The organism is Photobacterium sp. 1_MG-2023, assembly GCF_030547945.1.
GTDB lineage: Bacteria > Pseudomonadota > Gammaproteobacteria > Enterobacterales > Vibrionaceae > Photobacterium.
Genome location: NZ_JAUORR010000005.1, coordinates 92,836 through 117,637, shown reverse-complemented (window position 1 = coordinate 117,637; position 24,802 = coordinate 92,836). Strand labels below are relative to the sequence as shown.

20 protein-coding genes are annotated in these 24,802 nt (G+C 50.0%); 14 read left to right on the top strand and 6 right to left on the bottom strand.

What is annotated here, in order from left to right; translation table 11 throughout:
* Positions 1 to 15 precede the first annotated feature (15 nt).
* A complete protein-coding gene (locus tag Q4579_RS06770; RefSeq protein WP_368501965.1) occupies positions 16 to 369 on the top strand; it encodes a cysteine-rich CWC family protein in 354 nt (117 codons plus the stop codon).
* A 56-nt stretch (positions 370 to 425) separates the two neighbouring features.
* A complete protein-coding gene (locus Q4579_RS06765; protein WP_303562708.1) occupies positions 426 to 872 on the top strand; it encodes an META domain-containing protein in 447 nt (148 codons plus the stop codon).
* Here Q4579_RS06765 and Q4579_RS06760 read toward each other — a convergent pair.
* Positions 869 to 2,650, bottom strand: coding sequence for a lysophospholipid acyltransferase family protein (locus tag Q4579_RS06760; protein ID WP_303562707.1), 1,782 nt, complete (start codon positions 2,648 to 2,650; stop codon positions 869 to 871). The two genes, Q4579_RS06765 and Q4579_RS06760, sit on opposite strands and share 4 nt — an antisense overlap.
* 368 nt (positions 2,651 to 3,018) lie before the next feature.
* Between Q4579_RS06760 and Q4579_RS06755 the strand changes: the two genes are divergently transcribed.
* The 3 genes from Q4579_RS06755 (at position 3,019) to prsR (ending at position 6,778) form a co-directional block, all read left to right on the top strand.
* Complete coding sequence (locus Q4579_RS06755; RefSeq protein ID WP_303562705.1) at positions 3,019 to 3,225, top strand: hypothetical protein; 207 nt, start codon at positions 3,019 to 3,021, stop codon at positions 3,223 to 3,225.
* A gap of 125 nt (positions 3,226 to 3,350) precedes the next feature.
* Positions 3,351 to 5,420 (top strand): XrtA/PEP-CTERM system histidine kinase PrsK, encoded by a 2,070-nt coding sequence (prsK, locus tag Q4579_RS06750; RefSeq protein WP_303562703.1) that lies wholly within the window; start codon positions 3,351 to 3,353, stop codon positions 5,418 to 5,420.
* An 11-nt stretch (positions 5,421 to 5,431) separates the two neighbouring features.
* Positions 5,432 to 6,778 (top strand): PEP-CTERM-box response regulator transcription factor, encoded by a 1,347-nt coding sequence (gene prsR, locus Q4579_RS06745; protein WP_303562702.1) that lies wholly within the window; start codon positions 5,432 to 5,434, stop codon positions 6,776 to 6,778.
* Between the two features lie 269 nt (positions 6,779 to 7,047).
* Here the strand turns inward: prsR and Q4579_RS06740 are convergent, their stop codons facing one another.
* From Q4579_RS06740 to Q4579_RS06720, 5 genes are read right to left on the bottom strand one after another with little or no spacing between them, the layout of a single operon-like run.
* The gene (locus Q4579_RS06740; protein WP_303562700.1) at positions 7,048 to 8,226 is read right to left on the bottom strand and encodes an XrtA/PEP-CTERM system-associated ATPase; all 1,179 of its coding nucleotides are present in this window, start codon (positions 8,224 to 8,226) and stop codon (positions 7,048 to 7,050) included.
* A 2-nt stretch (positions 8,227 to 8,228) separates the two neighbouring features.
* A complete protein-coding gene (locus Q4579_RS06735) occupies positions 8,229 to 9,683 on the bottom strand; it encodes a TIGR03016 family PEP-CTERM system-associated outer membrane protein (RefSeq protein ID WP_303562699.1) in 1,455 nt (484 codons plus the stop codon).
* Positions 9,658 to 10,593 (bottom strand): XrtA-associated tyrosine autokinase, encoded by a 936-nt coding sequence (locus tag Q4579_RS06730; protein ID WP_303562697.1) that lies wholly within the window; start codon positions 10,591 to 10,593, stop codon positions 9,658 to 9,660. Before Q4579_RS06730 ends, Q4579_RS06735 begins: the two co-directional genes overlap by 26 nt.
* Positions 10,590 to 12,143, bottom strand: coding sequence for an XrtA system polysaccharide chain length determinant (locus Q4579_RS06725; RefSeq protein ID WP_303562695.1), 1,554 nt, complete (start codon positions 12,141 to 12,143; stop codon positions 10,590 to 10,592). Before Q4579_RS06725 ends, Q4579_RS06730 begins: the two co-directional genes overlap by 4 nt.
* A gap of 11 nt (positions 12,144 to 12,154) precedes the next feature.
* The gene (locus Q4579_RS06720; RefSeq protein WP_303562693.1) at positions 12,155 to 12,748 is read right to left on the bottom strand and encodes an XrtA/PEP-CTERM system exopolysaccharide export protein; all 594 of its coding nucleotides are present in this window, start codon (positions 12,746 to 12,748) and stop codon (positions 12,155 to 12,157) included.
* Positions 12,749 to 13,011: 263 nt separating this feature from the next.
* Between Q4579_RS06720 and Q4579_RS06715 the strand changes: the two genes are divergently transcribed.
* From Q4579_RS06715 to Q4579_RS06675, 9 genes are all read left to right on the top strand, one after another.
* Entirely contained in the window at positions 13,012 to 14,412 is a 1,401-nt protein-coding gene (locus Q4579_RS06715; protein WP_303562691.1) for a TIGR03013 family XrtA/PEP-CTERM system glycosyltransferase, read from the top strand.
* A 46-nt stretch (positions 14,413 to 14,458) separates the two neighbouring features.
* The gene (locus Q4579_RS06710; RefSeq protein WP_303562690.1) at positions 14,459 to 15,349 is read left to right on the top strand and encodes an XrtA system polysaccharide deacetylase; all 891 of its coding nucleotides are present in this window, start codon (positions 14,459 to 14,461) and stop codon (positions 15,347 to 15,349) included.
* Positions 15,282 to 16,325, top strand: coding sequence for a FemAB family XrtA/PEP-CTERM system-associated protein (locus Q4579_RS06705; RefSeq protein ID WP_303562688.1), 1,044 nt, complete (start codon positions 15,282 to 15,284; stop codon positions 16,323 to 16,325). The genes Q4579_RS06710 and Q4579_RS06705 overlap by 68 nt, the downstream gene beginning before the upstream one ends.
* 13 nt (positions 16,326 to 16,338) lie before the next feature.
* Positions 16,339 to 17,766: a TIGR03087 family PEP-CTERM/XrtA system glycosyltransferase gene (locus tag Q4579_RS06700; RefSeq protein ID WP_303562686.1), complete on the top strand. Its 1,428-nt coding sequence runs from the start codon at positions 16,339 to 16,341 to the stop codon at positions 17,764 to 17,766.
* Positions 17,759 to 19,252, top strand: coding sequence for an exosortase A (gene xrtA / locus Q4579_RS06695; protein ID WP_303562684.1), 1,494 nt, complete (start codon positions 17,759 to 17,761; stop codon positions 19,250 to 19,252). Before Q4579_RS06700 ends, xrtA begins: the two co-directional genes overlap by 8 nt.
* A 49-nt stretch (positions 19,253 to 19,301) precedes the next feature.
* On the top strand, positions 19,302 to 21,185 hold the full coding sequence (locus Q4579_RS06690; RefSeq protein WP_303562682.1) for an XrtA/PEP-CTERM system amidotransferase: 1,884 nt from the start codon (positions 19,302 to 19,304) through the stop codon (positions 21,183 to 21,185).
* The gene (locus Q4579_RS06685) at positions 21,185 to 22,375 is read left to right on the top strand and encodes a glycosyltransferase family 4 protein (RefSeq protein ID WP_303562680.1); all 1,191 of its coding nucleotides are present in this window, start codon (positions 21,185 to 21,187) and stop codon (positions 22,373 to 22,375) included. The genes Q4579_RS06690 and Q4579_RS06685 overlap by 1 nt, the downstream gene beginning before the upstream one ends.
* Positions 22,372 to 23,532: a glycosyltransferase family 4 protein gene (locus Q4579_RS06680; protein ID WP_303562679.1), complete on the top strand. Its 1,161-nt coding sequence runs from the start codon at positions 22,372 to 22,374 to the stop codon at positions 23,530 to 23,532. The genes Q4579_RS06685 and Q4579_RS06680 overlap by 4 nt, the downstream gene beginning before the upstream one ends.
* Before the next feature lie 245 nt (positions 23,533 to 23,777).
* Positions 23,778 to 24,740: a transposase gene (locus Q4579_RS06675; RefSeq protein ID WP_303562677.1), complete on the top strand. Its 963-nt coding sequence runs from the start codon at positions 23,778 to 23,780 to the stop codon at positions 24,738 to 24,740.
* The last annotated feature ends 62 nt before the right edge of the window (positions 24,741 to 24,802 follow it).

Here is a 24,802-nt window from a genome sequence, read left to right as displayed (position 1 = left end):
TTTGAACAAGCTAGGATGACCAGTGATTTACTGCGATTGGTATTAATGGATAGGAACAGCGAAGTGAAAACCCCTTGCGTCGCGAAGTGTAAGAATCAGGAAGGTATATGCAACGGATGCCTGAGGACCATGAAAGAAATCAGTGAGTGGCGGCTCATGAATGATGAAGCACATACACAAGCTATCGCACAAATTCAGGGGACAGAATCGACCCACACCTGTGAGCGATGCGGCAATCCGGCCTACTGTGCGATAGACGATAACCAGCAATCCTGCTGGTGTTTCGAACTCAGCAAACGCGATACCAGCAGTCTGCCCGAAGGCAAGTGTGTCTGTCGTGCCTGTCTCGCGAGTCTGCCGCTGCGGTGAGCATCAACTGCTACTATTAGAGTGACTCCTGCTTGTTGTCTGAGAGTGACACACCTATGAAAAAGTGGATTTGGTTATCAATCTGTCTGAGCATGCTGGGCTGTAATCCCCCCCCTAAAGCAGGTTTTACGGCAACAGATCTGCAACAAGATTGGGTACTCAGTAAGATTGACGGGCGGGAGCTCACCCAGACAGAGATCCGGGAACCAATTCGCCTGAGCCTGGATGGGCAATTCAAAGCCACGGGATTCAGTGGATGTAATCAGTTCATGGGAATAGCCGAGCTTCAAAATGGAAACCAGTTCAGAGTGACCTCACTGGTTTCCACGAAAATGGCCTGTATTCAGAATGAAGTGGCAATGATTGAATCCGTCGTGGTCAGTTCATTGCAACAGTGGAACACCACCGCACTGGAAAGCAATACCCTGACGCTGACGACTGAGCAGCATGTCCTGACTTATATTCCCGAAGCACTGCACACACCTTCTGATACAGCGCCTTAACCCCTCGATTCAACGCCATGAAAAGCAAAATAGGCTGACGTTTTTTCCGGGGTCATATACTTTGCCAGCGTCTTTTCCGGCACCTGAGTTAAATCCACGACGATCAGACCATCCAGCGCATCGTTGAAATCCGGATCGACGTTAAAGCACACCAGCTTACCGTTCAAACCCAGATACTGCCGAAGCAGGACAGGCACGCCTTTCCCTTCGTCCATGCGTGCCAGAACTTTCGACAGCAACTGGACATCGGCCAGCGCCGACAACATGTCAGGCTGCCAGAATACACGTTGATCATTCTCCAGCGGATTCGTGGGTGACACCAGCTTCGCGCCCTGCGCATCCGAATGATGAACCGTCATGCAGGCAGCCATAAGCTGACGCGCTTCCTGACTGTAATTACCACTGATACTCACCGGTCCGAACAAATGCGTATACTTCGGATTGCGGCTCACAAATGCTGATATCCCTTTCCAGAGCAGCAGCAAAGCACTCAGGCTGCGCTGGTAAGATTCGGCCACAACAGAGCGGCCCAGTTCAATCGATGCACCATATGCCGCAATAAAACGTTCATCATAGTGAAACAGCGTGCGTGAATAGAGACCGCCCAGTCCCTGTTCGGCCATCAGCTCATCGGTCAGGCCCAGCCGGTAAGCCCCGACAATTTGTCCGGCTTCCCGATCCCACACAAATAAGTGGCGGTAACTTTGGTCAAAGTCATCTAAGTCAATGGACTTACCGGTCCCTTCGCCAACCGCACGGAAATTGATTTCCCGGATACGCCCCAGCTCTCTGAGGATCGCAGGAATCTGCGCTGCCCGCGCGCAATACACATCGAATTCACCCTGACTGACCATTTTGTCTGTCTCGTTCAGCCGGGCAATATCGGCTTCCAGCAAATTGCGGCTGACAGGAGCCTCAATTGTTTCTGCCTGCGAGAAAGTCTGGCTCTGCCTCGCGTGCGTTTGCGGTGTCAGCTTTGCCTGACTCCCCAGCAGATAAGTATTCAGTTTCAGGTAATTTGCCAGTTCCTGGCCATCCCCGATGTTTTTGACCTCGCTGTAACGAATCGGCTCCCCAATCGCGATGGGAATCCGGACCTCACGCTTATTCAGCATTTCACGGCCCAGCATCAGTGTGCGCAGCATCGGATGAATCTTGCCCGCCATATAAAACTGACGGCTGTTCTGGCCACCGATGAATACCGGCACGGTTGTCGCCTGATGCTTCTGAATAAAACGGCTGACTGACTTGCTCCAGCCCTTATCCCGCAGCTGCTTGGTTTTTTTATCGTAAACCGACACTTCTCCGGCCGGGAACATCAAAAGCAATCCACCCGCCGATAAATGACGATTCGCTTCCCGCATGGCACGGGCATTGGCCCGGACCGCATCCTGTCCTTCAAACACATCCACGCCAATAAACAGCGCATCCAGCTCAGGCACCGTTTTCAGGTAATGGTTGGCAAGAATTTTCACATCCGGCCGCATTCGCCGCAAAATGCTCGCCAGAATAATGCCCTCTGCGCAGCCCAACGGATGGTTGGCCACCACAACCACCGCGCCCTGCTCAGGAATATGATGCGATCCGCCTTTCACAACCTGATAATCAATCCCGAGTACTTCCAGGGCATACCGCAAAAACGCCTCGGTATCCTGACCAGCAGGCCGTTGTGCGTAAAAACGGCTCAATCTGTGCAAACCCGTTGCCCATTCTGTCAGTTTTTCACCAACCCCAAATGGGGTCTTCCGTGGTAAACGAAAAGGACTTGTGGTTTCCATAGTGTCTCCATCCTCAGTGGGTGTATACCCAAGCAACCTCAGCCTGCGTTCTCATCTGGCATGTCCGTAAAACGACCGTCAGACAGGAGGTCACTTGGGTATACACGACAAGTATGAGAAAAATTTATGACTCGGCCGTGTCATTTCGGCTTCAGAATGATGAGAGAAATGCGTCGGTTTCATGAACCAGAATCGAGTTCACATTTTGTAACTTGTCCTCGCAGAAACGTCGCTTCGGTGGGAGATCGCAAGCACAAAGGTTCTTAACATTAAGCCAAAAACTCACTGTAGCGCGCGCTATCTTCAAAATGTCAGTCCAAAAATATCCACTAAGGAAGGAGGTCACTGGAAAAAGAGGATACGTAGTTGTGAATAAAGTGATCCTGATTCTGTTCTTGAACTTCGTTCCGCTGCTGATCTTTATGGCAGCTTTCATGCTGTTACCCGAACACTGTGAAAATGGCATGGCCGGAATCATCCACTGGCTGAACAACCAGCCGGAATCCAGCATTCATGCGATCTGTAGCACTTCTGCTACAGAACTGTTTGATTCCCTCCAGCCCACCATCAAGTAACCTTTCCTGGACTATTCTCTCAGTAGAGATCACAAAAATGTTCTGTTCTGGCGATTTTCTGCCACAGAAAAGGACACCTTGATTCAGCCAGCTGACTGATCCCAGCATTCACAAAGGACGTCACATTGGACACGCTGCTTGGCACCATTGGCTACCTGTCAGCCGCAGCAGGTTTTCTGTTTATTTTTCTGCTGTTATTAACCACAAAAGCGAAAAGCCTGCCAAAACGGTTACTGCAATCGACCTGCCTGCTCGGCACGGGCTGGGCCATTGCTTCCTATTTTCAGATCCGGTACCAACTCTCGATCCTGCCGGTTCTCTTCACCGAGAGTCTTCTGACGCTGGGTTGGTGTCTGCTGGTGACCAGCAGCCTGACCGACACACCGCGGCTCTCGCGCTTATTTTCAGAAAAAGTCCCGGCGTTCCTGTGTTTTGCTATTCTGGGGATCGCCGTTCTGGAAGGGCTGCGTTTTTTCTGGCCCTTACTGGATCAACGCAGTTTTCTGTTTCTGCATCTGTGCCAGACCATCGCGGGTCTGTGGTTTACGGAACTGCGTTACCGAAGAACCCTGAAAGAAGACCGCTGGGCAATTAAACCGCTTTGTCTCGGACTTGGGATGTACTTTGCCTACCACTTTGCACTCTATGCCGATGCCTTTCTGACCAATGTACTCGCGCCCGGATTCTGGCTCAGTCGGGGGTGGATCATGCTGGTTTCTCTGCCCCTGATCTTACTGACGGCACGACGAGCCAAACACTGGCAAAGCCGGGTCTATGTGTCGCGGGACATCATCTATCACAGCAGTCTGTTACTGGTTGCAGCCGGGTACTTACTGGTGATGTCGCTGGCAGGTTTTTATATCAAATCGATGGGCGGGCAATGGAGTGACACGATTCAGATCCTGTTTTTTGCGCTCAGCGGGCTGGTGCTGGCCAGCCTGTTTCTCTCCGAGACTTTTCGGAAAAACATCATGGTGTTTATCACTAAACATTTCTTTGCCAACAAATATGAATACCGTGAAGAATGGATGCGGTTTACCACCACACTGGAGCAGCCCGAAGGAACGGAATATGACACCGCCCTGCGCGCGATGATGCATCCATTTGGTTGTGACAAAGGCGTACTGGCCACGCGGCAAGGCCCAAGGCTGAAAGTTCAGGCCAGTATCGCCATTGACAGTCCGCATCCGGAAATTGAACGCTTGCTTACCCATGTCGGATTCCCCGTTCTGGAACATCAGTGGATCCTGGACATTCAGCAAGCAAAACAGCATCGGGAGCCCGCCCCTTTTGAGATCGAACCGGACACGCTGGCGGCAATCACAGAATTTGCTTACGTCGTCCCGTTAACCAGCAGCAGCGGCACCCAAGGCGTTTGTCTGCTCTCGAAACCAACATCAACCGAAAAAGTGAACTGGGAAGATCGGGATCTCATGCATGTGGTCAGCCGCCAGTTGTCCGTGTTCCTCAATGTCTTTGAAACGAACCAGAAGCTTGCTGAGAGCCAGCAATTCGATACCTTCAACCGCATGTCTGCGTTTCTGGTTCACGATCTGAAAAATGTTTTAGCGCAGCTTCAGTTGCTGAGTAAAAATGCAGCCAGACACAAAAATAACCCCGCTTTCATTGAGGACGCCTTTGAGACGGTGGATTCTGCAGCCAACCGGTTAACCAAAGTCCTGACTCAACTCAACAACAAACGGGTCGACCACCAGTCTATGGAAACGATCGAACTCGATCAGCTGATTCATCAGGTCTGCGAACATCGCGCCGTCAAACTTCCCGCTCCCTTAATCATTGGTCCATCCGTACTTCCCTTCAGTTTTCAGGCTGACCGGGAGCGGTTCAGTAATGTGCTGTCGCACCTGATTCAAAATGCTCAGGAAGCCACAGATGACTCGGGATATGTTCACGTCTCGACAGCGGTCACAACCGATTTTTACCGCATCAGTATTTCGGATAGCGGGAGTGGCATGAGCCGGGATTTCATCGAAAACCGATTATTTAAACCTTTTGATACAACAAAAGGTAATGCAGGCATGGGCATTGGGGCATACGACGCCAAAATGATGGTAGAACAGCTGGGTGGCTACATTGATGTGCTGTCTGAGCCAGCTCAAGGCACGACTATCCACCTTCATTTACCGCTGAGCATCGCCGCCCAACCCACCCATGACAGTGAATCTTGCCAGTAAGGAAAGCAAATATGGACACATTATTAGTCATAGAAGATGATCCAGGCATTCAAAAACAATTGAAATGGTGTTTTCCACAGTATGAAGTCGTCATGGCAGGTGACCGCAAATCAGCAATTAACGCGTTACGCCGTCACGATCCAAAAGTAGTCACTTTAGACCTGGGTTTACCGCCAGATGAAGCCAATGCTTCAGAAGGACTCAGCGTACTGCAAGAAATTCTGGCTTTGTCCCCGCATATCAAAATCATTGTCATCACCGGCAATGATGACAAAGCCAATGCGCTAAAAGCCATTGCGCTGGGCGCGCATGACTTCTACCAGAAACCGATTGACGACGACATACTGGCCGTGATCATCGACCGTGCTTTTGTGGTCGCGAATCTAGAAGCCGAAAACAATACGTTGAAACAGTCCTCTCTGGAAGCCAATGGTTTTATCGGCAACAGTCCGCAAGTCCAGCAAGTGTGCCGAATGATCGATCGGATCGCCCCCACAGAGATCACAACGCTGATCCTGGGAGAAAGCGGGACAGGCAAAGAAGTCATCGCCCGTGCGATCCATACGAAAGGCCCGCGTTGCAATCAACCTTTTATTGCCATCAATTGCGCATCCATTCCGGAACATCTGCTGGAAAGTGAGCTCTTCGGCTTCGAAAAAGGTGCATTTACCGGTGCCCACAAAACAACCGCAGGCAAAATTGAGTGTGCAGATGGCGGAACGCTGTTTCTCGATGAGATTGGCGATATGCCCTATCCGCTTCAGGCCAAAATTTTAAGATTCCTGCAAGAAAAGGTGATTGAACGCGTTGGCGGGCGTCAGGAAATCCCTGTGGATGTGAAAATTATCTGCGCCACACACCAAAACCTGGAACAGATGATGGAAGAGAAAACGTTTCGGGAAGATTTATATTACCGCATCAGTGAAATCACGATTCAGAACCCACCTTTACGGGACAGAGATCAGGATATCCTGCTATTGGCCCGCTATTTTCTGCAACAGGCCAGCCAGCAGAACGCTCACAAAATCACAGGTTTCTCTGACGACGCGATTCGCGCCATGCTTCAGCACAACTGGCCGGGAAATATTCGTGAACTGCAAAATAAGGTCAAATCAGCGGTCATCATGTCGGACAGCAAACTCATTACCGCATTGGATCTGGCCTTGCATACGACCGACGCTGAGTCTGAACCCTTAGCACTCAACCTGCGTCAGGTCCGCGAAGAGGCAGAAAAGCAAGCCATCACCAAAGCCCTATCGCTGACGGATGGCAACATGTCCAATACCGCCAACATTCTGGGGATCACCCGCCCGACGCTCTATTCCCTGATGGATAAATATATGGTCAGGAATGAGTGACAGAATCAGTGTCTGTCCCAACATTTGACCACCATTACATCTTGGGACAGACACTGTTTTCTGAGCACCTTTGAACCGGGACAGACGCCATTTCCTCAAAAATCCCCCCTCGATAATGTGCCTGTCCCTGTTGTCTTTTCTATGCCTGTCCCAGTTTTATTCTGCGCCTGTCCTGACTCCCACAGTGCCTGTCCCACTTGAGCAATATCAACGCAACAAAAAAGCCGGTGGTTTCCCGCCGGCTTAGGTCACATCATCTGTGGAATCGATCAATCAGACGATTTCATTAACTGCCTCACCCAATACTTTTCTTTTAAGCCCGGGGGATAATCCTCATTCAGTATCAGCTCATCGTCGATGCCTTCCTCACCTTGCTGAAGCAGCATTTTCCGCTTTTTAACCAGGAGCTGGTCCAGCTTACGGATGGTCGCAATTTTTCGCTCGATTACATTATCCAGCACTTTTTCAATTTCATTCAGGGCCTGGAATGCGTTACTGGATCCAGATGATTGTGGTACACGCTCCGAACCTGAGTGTGCCGGGTAATTGTCATAAGCTTCACGAGCAGAATACTCATACCGAGAGGATGCTTGGCTTTCATCCGGGGCAGGTCGTCTGGTTTCTCTGGATTGCTGGCCGGGTAATTCCTCATTCATTTCGGCGATCACTTTTTCCACGTTCACCGTATTGATTGCATTCAGCCCTTCCATACAGGCGAACAGGAAAAGACGATCGGTCAGAATATTGATTTTTCTGGGCACCCCCTGGGTATACCGGGTGATGGCTTCAAAAACACCATCACTCAACGCGGGTGTCCCCTGCCAGCCCACACAATTCAGGCGATGTAAAATATACTCTTTCACCTGATCGGCCGAGAAAGGCTGCAGATTGCAAGAAGCGATGATTCTTTGCCGCAACTGCTCCATTTCCGGCAATCGGATAATCCCTTTCAGCTCTTCCTGCCCCAGTAAAAAACTCTGCAATAACGGTTTATCATTGAACTGGAAGTTGGACAACATCCGCAATTCTTCAATCGTTTCTGCAGGCAGGTTCTGGGCTTCATCCACCAGCAAAACAGCCCGCCGCCCCTGTTGTCTCAGGCCAAACAAGAACTGCTCAAACCGTTTCAGAATATCGGCTTTCGATAACCCTTCGGTAGCAACACTGAATTTTGAAGCGACCAGTTTGACCAGTTCGTCAGGTGATAATCGGGTGGTTGAGATTTGAACCGCCATAATCGACTCATCCAGACTGGATAACAGGCGGTGGACCAGAATGGTTTTCCCTGTCCCAATCGGGCCGGAAACGACAATGAATCCTTCCCCTAAAGATAAACCATACTGCAAGTAAGATAGCGCTTTTTCATGATGTGGACTGGCAAAGAAAAAGCGTGGGTCGGGACTTAATTTAAACGGTTTATCCGTAAATCCAAAATGCGCTTCATACATAATTAAAACTCCACCCTTACATCAAGAAAAAGTCGGGTTTCATCGTAGTCATTGACAGAATTCGATGACGAACGGTCGTAATACTCGACACCAGCCTGAGTGATCAACTCCGGTCTGAAAGCGTAGGACAGATCCAGACTGAAGGTATGGTAATCATCTTTTTCTTCCCCCGAGCTGATATAAGTGAACTCATATCGTTCAAATCCGTATCCAATATGGCCGGACAGTGCACGGGATAACCGGTGACTCACATCCAGTTCAATCCCGTGTGAATTATCTTCAACAACATCCGACAACGATTCCAGCGTTTCCCGGTCAATCTGAAACAGTGATACCGTGTATCGTGTCCGCCGGAGCCCCAGCTCTGAACGCCAGCGTGCTTCTTTTCTCAGATAGAGCTCGTCTATCCGACCCCCTAGCACAAAACGTTCCCGTTCATAACTGTCCGGTTGTTCCGTATACGTCAGTGTGTTTGTCCACCGCCGGGTACGATTGCGGATTTCAGCGGCGTAAGCATCCCCTCTTAATCGCTTGTCGTACTGAAAATAAAATCGCGTTCTGTCGCTGGGACTCAGATTGATTGCACCAGCCCAAAAATCTGAGTTCACATCATCTTCCGAGAAGTTATAACTGACATCCAGATACGAGTAGCGATCCCAGAAGTAGCGCGTGCCGATTCCCCAGTTCAGAATTTCGTTTTCAGGAGAATCTGTCACGCCGTTATAGTTTTCATAATTCAGACGCAGAAACGGCGCGAATCCGCCAATCGTCTGCAGGCCAAACACTTCACTGATCCGGGAAAACTCTGTGGCCACCTCATCATCCCGCCCTTCCCGGTAATCGTAGCTTAAATTGAGCAGCCAAAAAGCATCTTTCACCGATCGGCCGTTGGCATAACTGACGTTGCCCCCCCAGCCCGTGTAATTTCCGATTTCGTCCTCATTATCAATGACGCGAGTATAAATTCTCGAACGCAGATCCATTGTGCTGAGTGGATTGGTCCGGTAACTTAAACCAACCTGTGCCTGATTACTCTGAATGGTATCCCCGCTGATCTCATCTGCATTGGCGTCCGTCGCGATATCTTCCGCAATGTTTTCAATGGATGCACTGGCATCAACCTGAAACCCACTCCGACCGAGCCCTTTAAAGGTATAGAAATCAAGGTTCTGGTACAGTTTGTCATTCCGGTCGGTTTCCGTGTAATACAGGTACCTTAATTCATAATCCAGCCCAAGGTAGCCCCGGTTTCCCTCAACGGTCGCTTCAATGCCTGTTTCCAGTGCCGTGATAAAACTGCTCTGTTGATTCGTATTGGATCGGTTCACATTGTCGGTAAACGTCAGCTCTGTGCCAACATAAGGCGTTATTTCCACATCCGCCGCCTGCGTGGGAAGCCCAATCAGAGAAAGGCCCCCAAGCAAATACACACTAGGATTGATCCTCTGTAGCGCCATAGTCATGTCCATGTCTATATTGACCCAACACATTGCGCACGGCTTTGTTCATCACAAACCCGATTGCCATATCCTTATTCAGCTGTGACACTGCAACTTCGATATCATCCAGACGCGACTTATCCTGCTCTACAACAAACAGTGCCTGTCCCAGTAATTTGGAGAGCGTCATGGTTTCAACCACACCCAGCACCGGCGGACAGTCAAAAATCACCATCCTGTCCGGGTAACGGTGCGCCAGTTCATTCATCAAACGTTCCATTTTGTTACTGGCCAGCAGTTCGTTACTCAGATGATGCGGCTGGCCCGCCGGGATAATCCGCAAATTCGGGATGGAAGTGGGATAAATAATCTCTGACAAAGTGCTCACTTGTCCCTGCAAAAAATCAATCAGTCCGGGGCGTGTCTCGATTCCCAGCAAATCGCTGACACCAGGTTTGAGTACATCGGCATCCACCAGCAGCACGGTTTTATCTTTTTCCGACGACATGCTGAGCGCCAGGTTCACTGCGGTAAATGTTTTCCCTTCCTGCGGTGAAGCACTGGTCACCATCACCAGATTAGCTCGCTGATGAAACTGCGCACCGGCACTGAATGCGTTATGAAACAGTTTTTGTTTGATCGCGCGATATTCATTGGTAATGGTGACATTCGCTTTCTCATTGGTATGAGACACCATCCCCATCTCCTGCAGACGATGTATATCAATCTCAATCACCGCAGGGGGATGCCAGGCAGGCGGAAAACCATTCCCCAGCCCCGTGTGACCGGACGACTGAGAGAGAACATCAGCTCTGGTCTGATTGTTCGATGGCGCATCCCATCCCTGCTGCTTTTCAGAGGTCTTGGCTTTCGATTCCCCTTGATTCCCCTGCGTCGTTTTCTCCATTGCTTTTTGAATGATGCTCATAACCACCCCATCTCCTGCATGACACGCGCATGAATCGAGGTATCAAGATTCAGTGCCATGAAACCAAGAAAACAAACAACCAGTGCGGTACTCATCCATAGAAATCGCCAGTTTTCTTTGCGAACTGAGGCAGAGATACCCGATTGCTGGGTTGAAGTCACTCCGCCAAGTACGGGTAGTCCGGTGATCTGGTACAGCTGTCTGGCTGACGTTGCAACCGGATAAAGCTGACTCACGAAGAACGCCAGACCCAGACCAGTCCCGAGCCCGGCAACCAGCACCATACCAAGAAAAAGCGGACGAATCGGACCGGAAGGTTTGATCGGCGTTCGCGGTGGATCGACAACCCGGAAGGTGATGTCATCTGAAGCAGCGCCAACCTTTTGCGAAATCAGCGCCGATTCCCGACGGGACAGCAACTCCTCGTACTTGGCTTTGGTGATGTCATAGCTTCGGGTTAAGCCCGTCAATTGCGCTTCAACATCCGGCATTTGCACCAGTTTTTCCTGCAAATAGGCCGCTTTTTCCAGCTGCGCTTTTTCCCGAACCTGTAATGACGCGACCTCATTTTCCAACTGGCTGATCAGTAATTTCAGATTCTGAAACAACTCAGAGTTACGGAAATCACTGTTGTTGCTGCCAGCTGCCGAAATTGCATCCTGCTTTTGCTGCGACAATTCATCGATCTGACGTTTGGTTTCCTTCACATCGGGATGCTTGTCTGTATAGCGAAACATCAGATTATCCAGGCGGGTTTGCAGATATTCCAGCCGGTCATCAAACTCTGTCGGTGCTGCGCCCTGATTTCGGGCCGCGATCGCGGTTTCTTCATTCAGTTTCCGCTTCGCTGTTTCAAGCTGTGTCCGTCTTTCCTGAAGCTGTAACTGTGTGTCTTCAATGTCAGTACTCAGCAAATCCAGCTGACGACGAAACCCCTGCTCTGCACTCGGCAAATAACCGGCATGTTCCCGCTTAAATTCCGCGAGACCGGTTTCTGCTTCTGCGAGCCGTTTTTCATAATCTGACAGTTGCCGGGCGATAAACTCATTGGCTTTATCTGTATCCTGCTTATTCTTGCCCAGTGTGTTTTCAACAAACACATCCAGCGCGGACTGCACCACATTCTTCACAAAGATCGGATCTGAACCGCTGTAGCTGATTGTAAACAGATTTTCCCGGCCAGCCGACGCAATCTCAATATTGTCTTTCAGCTCTGCCAGAATCTCCTCATACTCTTCATTGGTTGTTGCTTTCAGATCAGCATCGGTATACCGGGCAATCGTCTCCAGGTTTTGGCGACTGAGTAATGTCTTCACCATCAGGCTCAATTCCTGATTTGAATCATTCGGAATTGCCAGCCCTTTCAGCAAGGGTTGCAGAATAGACCGCGTATCCGCATAAACACGAGCCTCCACGGTGTATTGATTCGGCCACAGCGTGACAACCGCCCAACCCAGCGGACATACAATCCAACTGGCGACGATGATCCAACGCCGCCGCACCCACACCCCTTGTAGGTACTCAATCAGGTTCTGAAATTGCTCCTGCATGTGACCTCCAATTAGAACCAGGCTTCCGGGATAATAATGATGTCACCGGGAAGAATATCGACGTTTCGCCGGATGTCGCCGTCCCGCAATAAATCTCCCAGCGACAGCGCAAACGCTTTCTGCTGACCGCCGATCACCCGGATCAACCGGGCATCATTCCCATCCGCAAAATCTGTCAGTCCGCCAACAGCAACCATGACATCCAGTAACGTCATGTTTTCCCGGTAGTTAATCGCCATCGGTTGCTGAGCTTCACCAATCACGCGTACTTGCTCACTGTATGGCCCGACAAAACCATTCACGATGACACTGACAATTGGATCGCGCACATACTCAGCCAGCCGTGCTTCCAGACTGCGAGCAAGTTCCGTCGGCGTTCGGCCTGATGCCGGCACGTCATCGACTAAAGAGGTCGATAACATGCCATCCGGCCGGACAATATAGCCGCCCGAAATTTCCGGGTTCCCCCACACAAAAATGGTTAAGGCATCCCCGGGTCCAATCAGGTACTTGTATTGATTAATGTTTTTTGTCAAGGAAGGTTGTGGCGTTGCCGTCGGTAAAGACGACAAAGAATTTGACGAACAGCCGGCGAGAAAGGTCATCAGCACTGCTGCTGTCAAACTGGTTATCTTCAATAGGTGACCGCGTCTTGTCATAACAGCATCCATCCTGCATTTAAGTCCATGTCTTACATCGCTTTATCAAGAATTGAGGTGTCCAACGCACTTGTCATTACTGCGGTTCAAAGCAACATTGAACTAATTTAACTATATATGATTTTTTTATTTTGCAGATTTTTTATGCTTGCCGATACTCATTAGACGTAGTGGGAAATTAAATAATTCACACCTGGGACAAGGTGATTATGACGTACTCAAAATTTCATGATTTAAATATCAGCAATGCTGTACTTATTTTTTCAGATATATTAATGCTTTCTGGCATATTCTGGGGCGTGCAACGATTTGGAACTATTCCGGAGGCGTCGGTAAATCTGTACATGGATGATGTATTAAATATAGCAAATCTCATTTTTTATACACTTCCTTTACAGTTAACTTTGCTATCGGTTGGCCTTTATAATGAAAAAATCCGGGAGTCATTTCGAGGGATTACGGTCAGAATATTAGTCGCCATTAGTTTGGCGTACATGTTGTCAACCAGTCTTTATCTCATCACACCACTGCCGTTTCCCCAAACATTCAGCAGAGAATGGATGTACAGCCTGGCCTTTCTGGGACTCGTCATCACGCGCTACATTGCCATTCGCTCCCAATACCAGATGTTGGGGCGGCTGAAGGTCTTAGTTTTAGGTGCAGGCGCTCGAGCCGGTTTAATCAACCGTTGTATGCGCCGCCAGTCTGACCGGGTACACGTCGATCTGGTGGGATATATTCCGATGCCGGGTGACCAGCTCGCCTCTTCAGCCGTTTCCCCGGTTCTGGATACAGACAAATCGCTGGATAGCTTTGTTCGCGAGCACCACATCAAAGAAATCATCATCGCGGCAGATGAACGCCGTGGCAACCTACCAAGCAGCAGTTTGTTCCAGTGCAAAATGAATGGCGTACAGATCATCGATATTATTGATTTTATTGAGCGAGAGACGGGCCAGGTTGCCGTCGATCATATTCATCCTTCCTGGGTCATTTTCAATTCTCAGACCACCCGGAACCGGATTGGGCAGTTTTTGTACTGGCTATTTAACTGCGGCATTGCGCTGCTGATTTTGCTTGCAACCTGGCCTTTACTGATTGCTGTGGTTCTGATGATCAAATTCGAAGATGGATTTCGTGCCCCGGTTCTGTATACACAGGAACGGACCGGGTTGAAAGGCAAGTCATTTTTAATTTATAAGTTCAGAAGTATGCGGATTGATGCTGAAAAAATGGGAGCTCAAATGGCCAGCCGAGCCGATCCGCGCATCACCAGGGTCGGTCATTTCATCCGGAAATACCGACTGGATGAACTGCCTCAGTTAATCAATGTGCTGAAGGGTGAAATGAACTTCGTTGGCCCCCGGCCTGAGCGTCCCTATTTTTCTGATCAATTCGAACAAACGATCCCATACTACAACCATCGTTTATATGTGAAACCCGGACTGACAGGTTGGGCACAATTAAAATACCCTTATGGTGAAAACCTTGACGATGCAATAGAAAAACTAAAATTCGATCTTTATTACATCAAACACAGAAGCTTTTTGTTTGATATATTAATCCTGATAAAAACTTCTGAAATCGTTTTATTTGGCAAGGGGCGCTAAGATGAAAGAATTAGCCCCTGTAAACTTTAGAACCAGATATAACGCGATGACAGTTGATGTCGAAGATTATTTCCACGTCTCTGCATTTTCTTCCATGATTCAAAAAAAGGACTGGGGGAAAAGATATCCGATCCGCGTCGATTACAGTACGAGAAAAGTGCTGGATATTTTTGAGGCGCATCAAATCAAGGCCACCTTCTTCATTCTCGGCTGGGTGGCCGATGCCTGTCCTGCACTCATCCGGGACATCGCATCGCGCGGCCATGAATTGGCCTGCCATGGCTATGCACACGACAAAGCCAATCAGTTGTCTCGCCATGCGTTTTTTCAGGATGTCAGCAGAAGTAAATTCCTGATTGAAGATATCGCCGGAAAATATGTTCAGGGTTATCGTGCCCCCAGTTTTTCTATTGACCCGTCGAATCTGTGGGCATTTGATATTCTCAAACAACTGGGATTCACTTTCAGCAGCAGCACTTACCCGGTCAGACATGATCATTACGGCTGTCCGGACTGGCCGCGATTTCTTCATACACGTCAGGAAGGCATCATTGAGATCCCTATCCCGACACGCCAAATCTTTGGCACAAATATTCCAATCGGTGGCGGAGGTTATTTCCGTTTATATCCTTACGCACTGAGTAAACAGCTGATTCGCGGATTCACTGATCAGTATCAGCAGCCCTTCTGCTTTTATTTTCATCCCTGGGAAATCGATGCCAATCAACCGCGTATTCAACAGGCGTCCTTCAAAGCCCGTTTCCGACACTATCTCAATCTTGCGCAAATGGTTCCCCGATTACACCGATTACTGAACGATTTCCATTGGACCACCATCAGTGAAGCCTATCAATTGGATGGATATGAATATGAAACAGGATCTGACAATTCGAGCACTGACCCGAAAAGCGCACAACCTCTGGGATCGCTACGTTGATTCACACCAGCACGGCAGCTTCTTTCACCTGACGGGATGGATTCATGTGATTCAGGACGTTTTTGGTCATCAGCCACACTACCTGTTCGCACAGCAAGGGGAGCAGATTGTCGGTGTGCTGCCCCTGTTCGAACAGAAAAGTCTGCTGTTCGGCCATGCGCTGATTTCAACACCTTTTTGCGTCTATGGCGGCGCGCTTGCCGATCAGGATGATATCCGCCGTGAACTGGAAAACGCAGCCTACGATCTTGCCTGCGATCTCAATGTCGATTACATCGAATTAAGGGACAGTCACGAACATCCCTGTGAATCCCCCTGGTTCCGGCACTGTCATCATGCCACTTTCAAAAACACACTGGCGTTGCCAGCAGAAGACCTTCTCTCCGGTATCAAACGCAAACAGCGTGCCGTCATCCGGCATGCTCAAAAAAATAACCTGAGCTGGGATGCGAAAGATAACCCGGCGCTCTGTTTTGAACTCTATGCGGAAAGTGTCCGGAATCTGGGAACACCGGTGTTTCCGCCTGCATTGTTTCAAACGCTGAAAGACACTTTTGGCAGCAGTTGCGAAACACTGGTCGTCCGCGATGTACAGGGTCAGCCCGTGTCAGGTGTTCTCAGTTTCTACTATAAAAATCAGGTTTTGCCTTACTACGGCGGCGGGACTCAGGCCGCCCGGGATCTGAAAAGTAATGACTTCATGTACTACCAACTGATGCTGATCGCAAAAGAAAGAGGGGCCGAATTGTTTGACTTCGGACGCAGCAAGATCAATTCAGGCGCATATCACTACAAAAAACACTGGGGGATGGAAGAGCAGCCCTTGCACTACCGAATGGCGCTGGTCAGGGCAAAACGGCCTCCCAATCTGTCGCCCAACAATCCCAAATATCGATATTTCATCCGAGCCTGGCAAAACCTGCCGATGGGCCTGAGCAAACAAATCGGCCCCATGCTTTCAAAATATCTGGGTTAAGGGGAACGTGAAGATGAAGCCAGCCATCCTGTATCTGTGTCACCGAATCCCTTATCCGCCCAATAAAGGCGATAAGATTGCCAGCTATCATCTGCTGAAATATCTCAGCCAGCATTACGATGTTTATCTGGGCTGTTTTATTGATGACCCCACTGACTGGCAATATTGCCCGAAAGTCGACTCATTGTGCCGGGAAACCTGCTATGTCGCGCTTCACCCAACTCAGGCAAAACTCAAATCCCTTCGCGCACTGCTGAGCGGACAACCGATGACTTTACCCTATTATGCGTCGTCAGACATGAGAAAGTGGGTCAATCGTTGTCTGGACCGTAGCCGGGATAACCACCCCATTCGAAAAGCACTGGTTTTCTCGAGCAGCATGGCTCAATACCTGATGACAGTTTCCCCGGATCTTCACAAAGTCATGCACTTTGTGGATCTCGATTCTGAAAAATGGCGGCAATATGCGGAGAAAAAATCCGGCCTGATGCGTCTGATTTATCAGCGAGAATACCACACCCTGGCACGATACGAAAAACAGGTCTGCGCTGCATTTGACGTCAGTTGCTTTGTCACAGACACGGAAAAAAATGCCTTCACGGCGCAACTGCCCGATTCGCTCCACCTAAAAGTCCGGACACTGGAAAACGGTATCGACAGTCAGTATTTTTCACCCGATGCTTCCTTTTCTCACAAGACGGATTATCTGCTTGCGCAAGAAAATTATGTCGTGTTCACCGGTGCGATGGACTACTGGGCCAATGTTGATGCGGTCTGCTGGTTTGTGCAGACGGTCTGGCCCATCGTCCTGCAACACCATCCGGACAGTCGCTTCTATATCGTGGGCTCATCCCCCACATCCAAAGTGAAATCGCTGTCGAAGGTTCCCGGCGTCGTCGTCACCGGCCGTGTCGCCGATGTCCGCCCTTTCCTGTTTTACGCCAAAGCCGCTGTCGCCCCCATGCAAATTGCCCGCGGCATTCAGAATAAAATTCTGGAAGCCATGGCAATGGAAAAGCCCGTCCTCACCAGCCCTCTGGGCATCGAAGGTCTGGAGCAGTATCCGTGGGGTCAAGCGCTGCACCATCAACGGGGACAGGCACCTTTCGCCCTTCAACTGGGACAGGCACAGTATGAGGCCTCAAACACCTTCAACGGGGACAGGCACCTTTTGCCGCCGGGACCTGATCAAATGGGGACAGGCGCAGTTGTGGAAGCCACCAAAGCAACGGGGACAGGCACGATAGAGTCGATCGGATCCTTGCCGGGACAGACACTCTTTGTTTCCGATGATTCGCGAGAGAATGCTCAGTGGGTGTGTGTTCAATTAAGTGCTCCCCGGCAACCCGCGACAGTTTCCCGGCATTGGATCAAAACACATTTCAGCTGGGAGGCGCGACTGTCCCCGGTGTTGAGTTATCTGGAGGCACACCATGGCTAAGTCACTCTGGCTGCGGCTTGGGTTCCCGTTGGCTGCCTGGTTGTGGCTATTCTGGCCGTCAATCAATCACATGGTCACTGTTTGGCTGAATTCAAAAACTTACGAGCATTGTTTTCTGATTCTGCCGATCTGCCTGTGGCTGGTCTGGCGTCAGCGGGAAGAAATCCGAAATATCCCACTATCTGTGAGTGGCTTGGCAGCCTGCTTACTCGTGATTCCCTGCCTGCTATGGCTGATGGGGCGCGCAGCAGACATTGGTTTGTTTGAGCACCTCGCTGCCGTGATGAGCCTGCAGTTATTGCTGTGGGCCATCCTTGGCACCGCAATTGCGCGCGTACTTTGGTTTCCATTACTTTACCTTTTCTTTGCCGTGCCTTTTGGTGAAAGTCTGGTGCCGCAGCTTCAGATCATTACAGCAGATCTCTCGGTGTGGCTGCTCAATCTGAGCAATATTCCGGTCTATCGAGAAGGGTTATATCTGACGATCCCGAATGGCCGTTTCTACGTCGCTGAAGCCTGTTCCGGCATTCGTTTTCTGATGTCGAGTGTTGCGCTGGGGACGTTATTTGCCTATCTGCAGTTTACAAAAACATACAAACGTCTCTGCTTTGTGGCTTTTTCGTTTATCTTCCCGATTATTGCCAATGGTATCCGCGCTTTTGGCATCGTCATCATTGGGTATTGGAGTGACATGAAATACGCTGCTGGTGCGGATCACCTGATCTATGGTTGGGTCTTTTTCAGTCTGATTATTCTGGTGATTTTCTTCACGGCCAGCCGATTCTCTGATGCCGAGTCATCTGAAATTGATCGTAAACCTGTAAACAGGACAACATCGCCTCGCGCGGAATGGTGCGTGTTTATCCCGGTATTTTGCTTGTTTGGACTCACGGCGCTCTGGCATTTGCATTTAACACATCATGCTGAAATCACCACTGCTTTGCCCAATTCAGCCACGAACAGAACGGGGACAGACACGACTAGCGCCGAAGCCGGCATCATCGCCGTGAATGAAACGAGGACAGGCGCATCAAACACACCGCTGGCAGCGTGGGGAATCACCTTCCCGAAAGCCATCAACAGCCAGCGACACTCTGCCGCCGAAGGCAAGGCAGAAATCTATACCGCCCGTTACAACCTCTGGCAGCGGGATGGGGAATTAATCAGCAGCACGAATCAGCTTTTTAATAAAGACACCTGGTCCCTTCAGCGCAGCCGGGGCGTACAGCTTCAATCCGGTGTCCATGCGAAAACCATGACAATCGCCAATGCCAGAGGCGACACCATGCATCTGGTGTACTGGTATTGCATCAACGAATTTTGTAGCAGTAATCCGCTGGCGATCAAGTTGGTCAGAGCGTCTTACCGGCTGGCTGGGCTGAAAGGTGTCTCTCACGTTACTGCGGTAGCCAGTTCGGAGCTTGGCGAAACCGAAATCGCACAATTTGCGGGACAAAACCAAGCGATTCTTGTCCCGAGCATGTGAACACCGTCAGATTCAGTCAACATTGCTATTTAGCGTGAAGGGGAAAGCTATGTGTGGTATCGCAGGAATGATGAATATGCAGCGGCCTGCCGGGATTGATACTCGACTGCTTCAGCATATTAACCGGACCCAGCGTCATCGTGGTCCGGATGATGAAGGATATTACTGCGACCAATGGGTCGGACTGGCGCATCGGCGCCTCTCCATCATTGATCTGTCCGGCGGCCACCAGCCCCTGTTTAATGAAGACCAAACCATTGCCATCGTTTTCAACGGGGAAATCTATAATTTCAAAGCATTAGCGCATGAGCTGAAGTCAATGGGCCATGAATTTCGCACCTTGAGTGATACCGAAGTCATCGTGCATGCCTGGGAGGAATGGGGCGAAGCGTGTCTGTCCCGGTTTCGTGGCATGTTCGCGTTTGCACTCTGGGACAGTCGCAAACGAGCCCTGTTTCTGGCGCGGGATCGGCTCGGGAAGAAGCCGTTGTTTTACACCATGTCGCAGAAAGGACAGTTCATTTTTGCTTCTGAACTCAAAGTGCTGACAGCGCATCCGGATGTGGATCTCGCGCTGAGACATGAACTTGCAGAAGATTACCTGATGTATGGCTATATTCCCGATCCGCATACGGCGTATCGTAACATCTTCAAACTTCCTGCCGGACATACGCTCACACTTCATCCGGGACAAGTGCCTGTCCCTGTCCAGTATTGGGATCTGCCAGAGACGACCACAACCCTGACCTGGCCGCAAATTCAGGAATCCTTACTCGAAAAAATCAAGGAAGCCGTCAGCATCCGCATGGTCGCCGATGTACCGCTGGGTGCTTTTTTGTCCGGTGGCGTCGATTCCAGTGCGATTGTCGCCCTGATGTCGCAACTGAACACAGGGCCTGTCAATACCTGCGCCATCGGATTCGATCAAGCCAAATTTGATGAAACTCAGTATGCTCGCCTGATCGCTCAACAATTTCAGACACAGCATCAGGAGCAGCAAGTCAATACGGATGATGTCAGTCTGGTGGAAGTTCTGGCGCAGTTGTATGACGAACCATTTGCCGATGACTCTGCGTTGCCGACTTATCTCGTCTGCAAACTTGCACGGCAGAATGTCACGGTCGCGTTGTCTGGTGATGGGGGAGATGAAATTTTTGCCGGATACCGCCGTTACCGTTTTCATCTGGCCGAGCAGAAAGTCAGAGGCTTACTACCCTCCCCGATCCGGCAGCCTCTATTCGGACTTCTCGGCCAGGTCTATCCCAAAGCAGACTGGGCGCCACGCGTCTTTCGGGCAAAAACCACCCTGCAGTCTCTGGCACTCGACAGTGTTGATGCCTACGCCAATACCATCTCCAAAATTCGGTATCAGGACAGACAGTCTTTGTTCAGTGCGGCCTACCGACACAGCCTGAGTGGTTACACTGGTGCAGAAATCTTAAGACAGCACGCATTGAATACGCCCACGGATGATCCACTGAAATTCATTCAGTATCTGGATTTCAAAACCTGGCTGCCGGGAGACATCCTGACCAAAGTCGACCGGGCCAGCATGGCGAATTCTCTGGAAGTGCGCGCACCTTTACTGGATCACAGGCTCATCGAATGGGCTTTCCAAATTGAGAGTCAGGACAATATCCGACGCCAGACCGGAAAATACGGCTTCAAGAAAGTATTGGAGCCGCTGCTGCCTCAGGCCATTCTTTATCGTCCTAAAATGGGATTCAGCCTGCCTTTGTCACACTGGTTCCGGCACCAGCTTCAGCCACTGTTACATGAACAGGTCTTATCCCCGGTAATGATGGACAGCGGCTATTTTGAACCCAGGCAATTACAGAAGCTGGTGACTGAACATGTCAGTGGCCGGGGCGATCATGGTGCAGCTTTGTGGAGTTTACTGATGTTCGCCCAATTTTTATCGAGACAAGCCTGATGAGAATCCTGACGATTTCAACCCTGTATCCCAACGCCGCTAATCCAAGACATGGTATTTTTGTGGAGACCCGGCTGCGTCAGCTGAAAAAACATTATCCGGAAACTGAAATCACTGTCATCGCGCCCGTGCCCTGGTTTCCCAGCAGCCATCCAATCTTTGGCCGATACGGTGAACATGCGTCTGTCCCCGTAAAAGAAACACGGTATGGGATCCCTGTGTATCACCCAAGGTATCTTGTGATCCCCAAAATTGGCATGTTCTGGACACCCGCTGCACTGGCCTGGTGCCTCAAAAAACAGATTCGCACCCTCATCAACGCTGGCTTGGAATTTGATCTGATTGATGGCCATTACTTCTACCCGGACGGCGTGGCGATTGCCGCCGTTGCCAAGGCTTTACGTAAGCCATTTACCGTGACCGCAAGGGGGACAGACATCAATTTGATCCCGGATTATCCATCGGCGCGCAGGCAGATCCAACAGGTACTGTCTGCGAGCGATCATAATTTAGCCGTCTGTGAGGCCCTGAGAACAGCCATGATAGACCTTGGCGCGACACCCGACCGGGTCAGCACTCTGCGCAATGGCGTTGATCTTGAGCTGTTTTCCTTCTGCGATGAATCTCAGCAGGCAGGCTTGCGACGAGCGCTTGATCTGCCGTTGAACACGCCAATCATCCTGTCGGTTGGCTTATTGATTGAACGCAAAGGGCATCATCTGGTGATCGACGCGTTGCGTCAGATACCGGGCGCCGTCCTGTTGATTGCTGGTTGCGGACCACTGCGTAAAACCTTGTCTGTCCTTGCTGAGAAATACGGCGTTGCAGACAGAGTCCGCTTTCTTGGCCGTCTGAGTCAGGAAGAGCTTTCGGCTTATTATGGTGCTGCCAACGTTCTCACTCTGGCCTCTGATCGCGAAGGCTGGGCTAATGTTCTTCTTGAGTCGATGGCCTGTGGCACGCCTGTCGTTGCCACCAATATCTGGGGCACCCCTGAAGTGGTGCAACAGCCCCGAGCAGGTATTCTGGTGGAACGTAATGTAAATGCAATTGCTGCAGGACTACTGCAAATCCTTTCAACCCCATTACCCCGTGCCGCAACCCGGCGGTACGCAGAGCAGTTTGACTGGTCCGCAACTTCCGAAGGACAGTACCATCTGTTTCGTCGTTTGATCAGGAGTGCGACATGAAAATCCTCTATCACCATCGTGTGGCTTCGAAAGACGGACAATTCGTCCACATTGACGCGATCATCCATGAACTGAAACAACTAGGGCACGAGGTGATCCTGGTAGCCCCCAAGATTTCTGAAAAAGCTGATTTTGGTGCAGATGGTGGCTGGGTCAGTAAAATTCGGCGCCTTTTACCCGGATTTCTATGTGAGTTACTTGAGTTTGGCTACAGTGCTTATGATTTCATCCGGCTTTGTCATGCCATCATACGTCACCGACCGGATGTGATTTACGAGCGCTATAATCTGCTGTTCATCTCAGGAATTCTCGCTAAATACATGTTTCGTTTACCTTTATCACTGGAAGTGAATGCCCCGTTGTATCACGAACGTCAAAGCTACGGCGGTATTCATCTCGACTGGCTGGCAAGGTGGTCTGAACTTTTCGTCTGGCGCAACGCCGATCACGTCCTGCCAGTCAGCCATGTCCTTGCAACGGACTTGCACAATGCCGGTGTCCCTGATGCACGTATCAGCGTGATCCCCAATGGCGTTGACACAACCCAGTTCTATCCTGATGCAGCCACCAAGCGCCCAGAATTCGCCAACCACCTGATTGTCGGGTTTGCTGGTTTTTGCCGGGAATGGCATCAGTTGGATCAGGTGCTGTCCTTAATTGTGAATGCCAATCAGCAAAGGCCACCGGAGCAACCTCCGATTCTGTTCCTGATCATCGGAGACGGCCCGGTACTGGAAGATCTCCAACAGCAGGCACAGTCTCTCCATGCAACCGATCAAATCATTCTCGCCGGACTGGCATCACGGGAAAACATGGCCGACTGGCTGTCCCAGATTGATATCGCCCTCCAGCCTGCTGTGACTCCCTGGTGCTCACCGCTCAAACTCCTTGAGTATCTCGCCACTGGTAAAGCAATCGTGGCACCAGATAGTGAAAACATCCGAGAGCTGTTAACGAATGACGAGAATGCCCTGCTTTTTCAAGAAGGCAATCTCAACGAGATGCTGTCTAAAATTGAACAACTGATCACAGACACATCGCTACGCCAACGCCTGAGCCAAAACGCGGCCGCAACCATCAAGGACAGGCACCTGACCTGGCAAGCGAATGCTGAGAAAATTACGGCGATCTTCAAGAGACTAACCGGGAAACGCTGAGGGGGGGAAAAGTGGGACAGTCGCACTTTAGATCAGCAGAACCAGTTAATCAGGACAGGCACTGTTTAAGCTGAGCGCCTCCCAAATTGAGGACAGACATCTCAAAGTTCAGTGAGCATTTCCAAAGAAAAACCAGACACTCAATTACAATTTGTTTATAAAGCCGTCGCAATTTCACCATCATCACCTTTATTTCATCTCACCCTCCAAATACTGTTCATTCATCCAGTATCGGAGGTTTCATTGTGACAATTGCCAGACACAGACAAATCCAGTTAGACGCAACGGCATACTATCATTGCATGTCCAGATGTGTCCGCAGAGCCTTTCTATGCGGCGTCGACGAGGCATCCGGGAACAGTTATGAACACCGTCGACATCAAGTCGAAGCGCGGTTATTCGACCTGGCCAAAGTCTTCTGTATTGATATTTGCGCCTATGCAATCATGAGTAATCATTATCATCTGGTGCTTCACATCAACCGCGATCAAGCTGAATCTTTAAAAGATATTGAAGTGATTCACCGGTGGCTAAAATTTCATCAACCACCTGTTTTAATTCAACGATTCCTCAGAAACGAGCCATTAAGCCCAAGCGAAAAGCAGTCTGTTCAGACGATCATTCGTACCTGGCGGCAGCGCATCTACAGCATCAGTTGGTTTATGCGCCTGCTGAATCAATACATTGCCGCTGAAGCAAACAAAGAAGATGGCTGTACGGGGCATTTCTGGGAAGGTAGATTCAAAAGTCAGGCATTGCTGGATGACAAAGCGCTGGCTGCGGCAATGTCTTATGTCGATCTGAATCCTGTTCGGGTCGGAATTGCGGCCACACCGGAATCATCTGAATATACCTCCATCAAACACCGCGTTGATTCACTCAGGAAGCACAATCGTTTTGCTCGTAATCTCCATCCATTCTCAGACGCTCCAAACCCGCATCGCAAAGCATGTCTGCCATTTGGATTTAAGGATTATTTAGCATTATTAGATTTCACGGGAAAGCAGTTCAGGGAAGGCAGCTCAGGACAAGTATCAAACAATTTACCACCAATGATGCAAAGACTTGGCTTTGAAACCACGCTCTGGCTCAAATGTTATGAACAAATGGAAAGTGGCTGCCTGATTGGTACGAAGTCCACGATCCAGTCAAAACTGGCGATCTTTGGTCGCAAAAAAATAGCTGGCGTCTGCCTTTCCCCTGCTTAATATTGACTGAAACAACAGAGTTGATATTCACGCGGCTCAACTCCACCCAATAACTCCTTTTA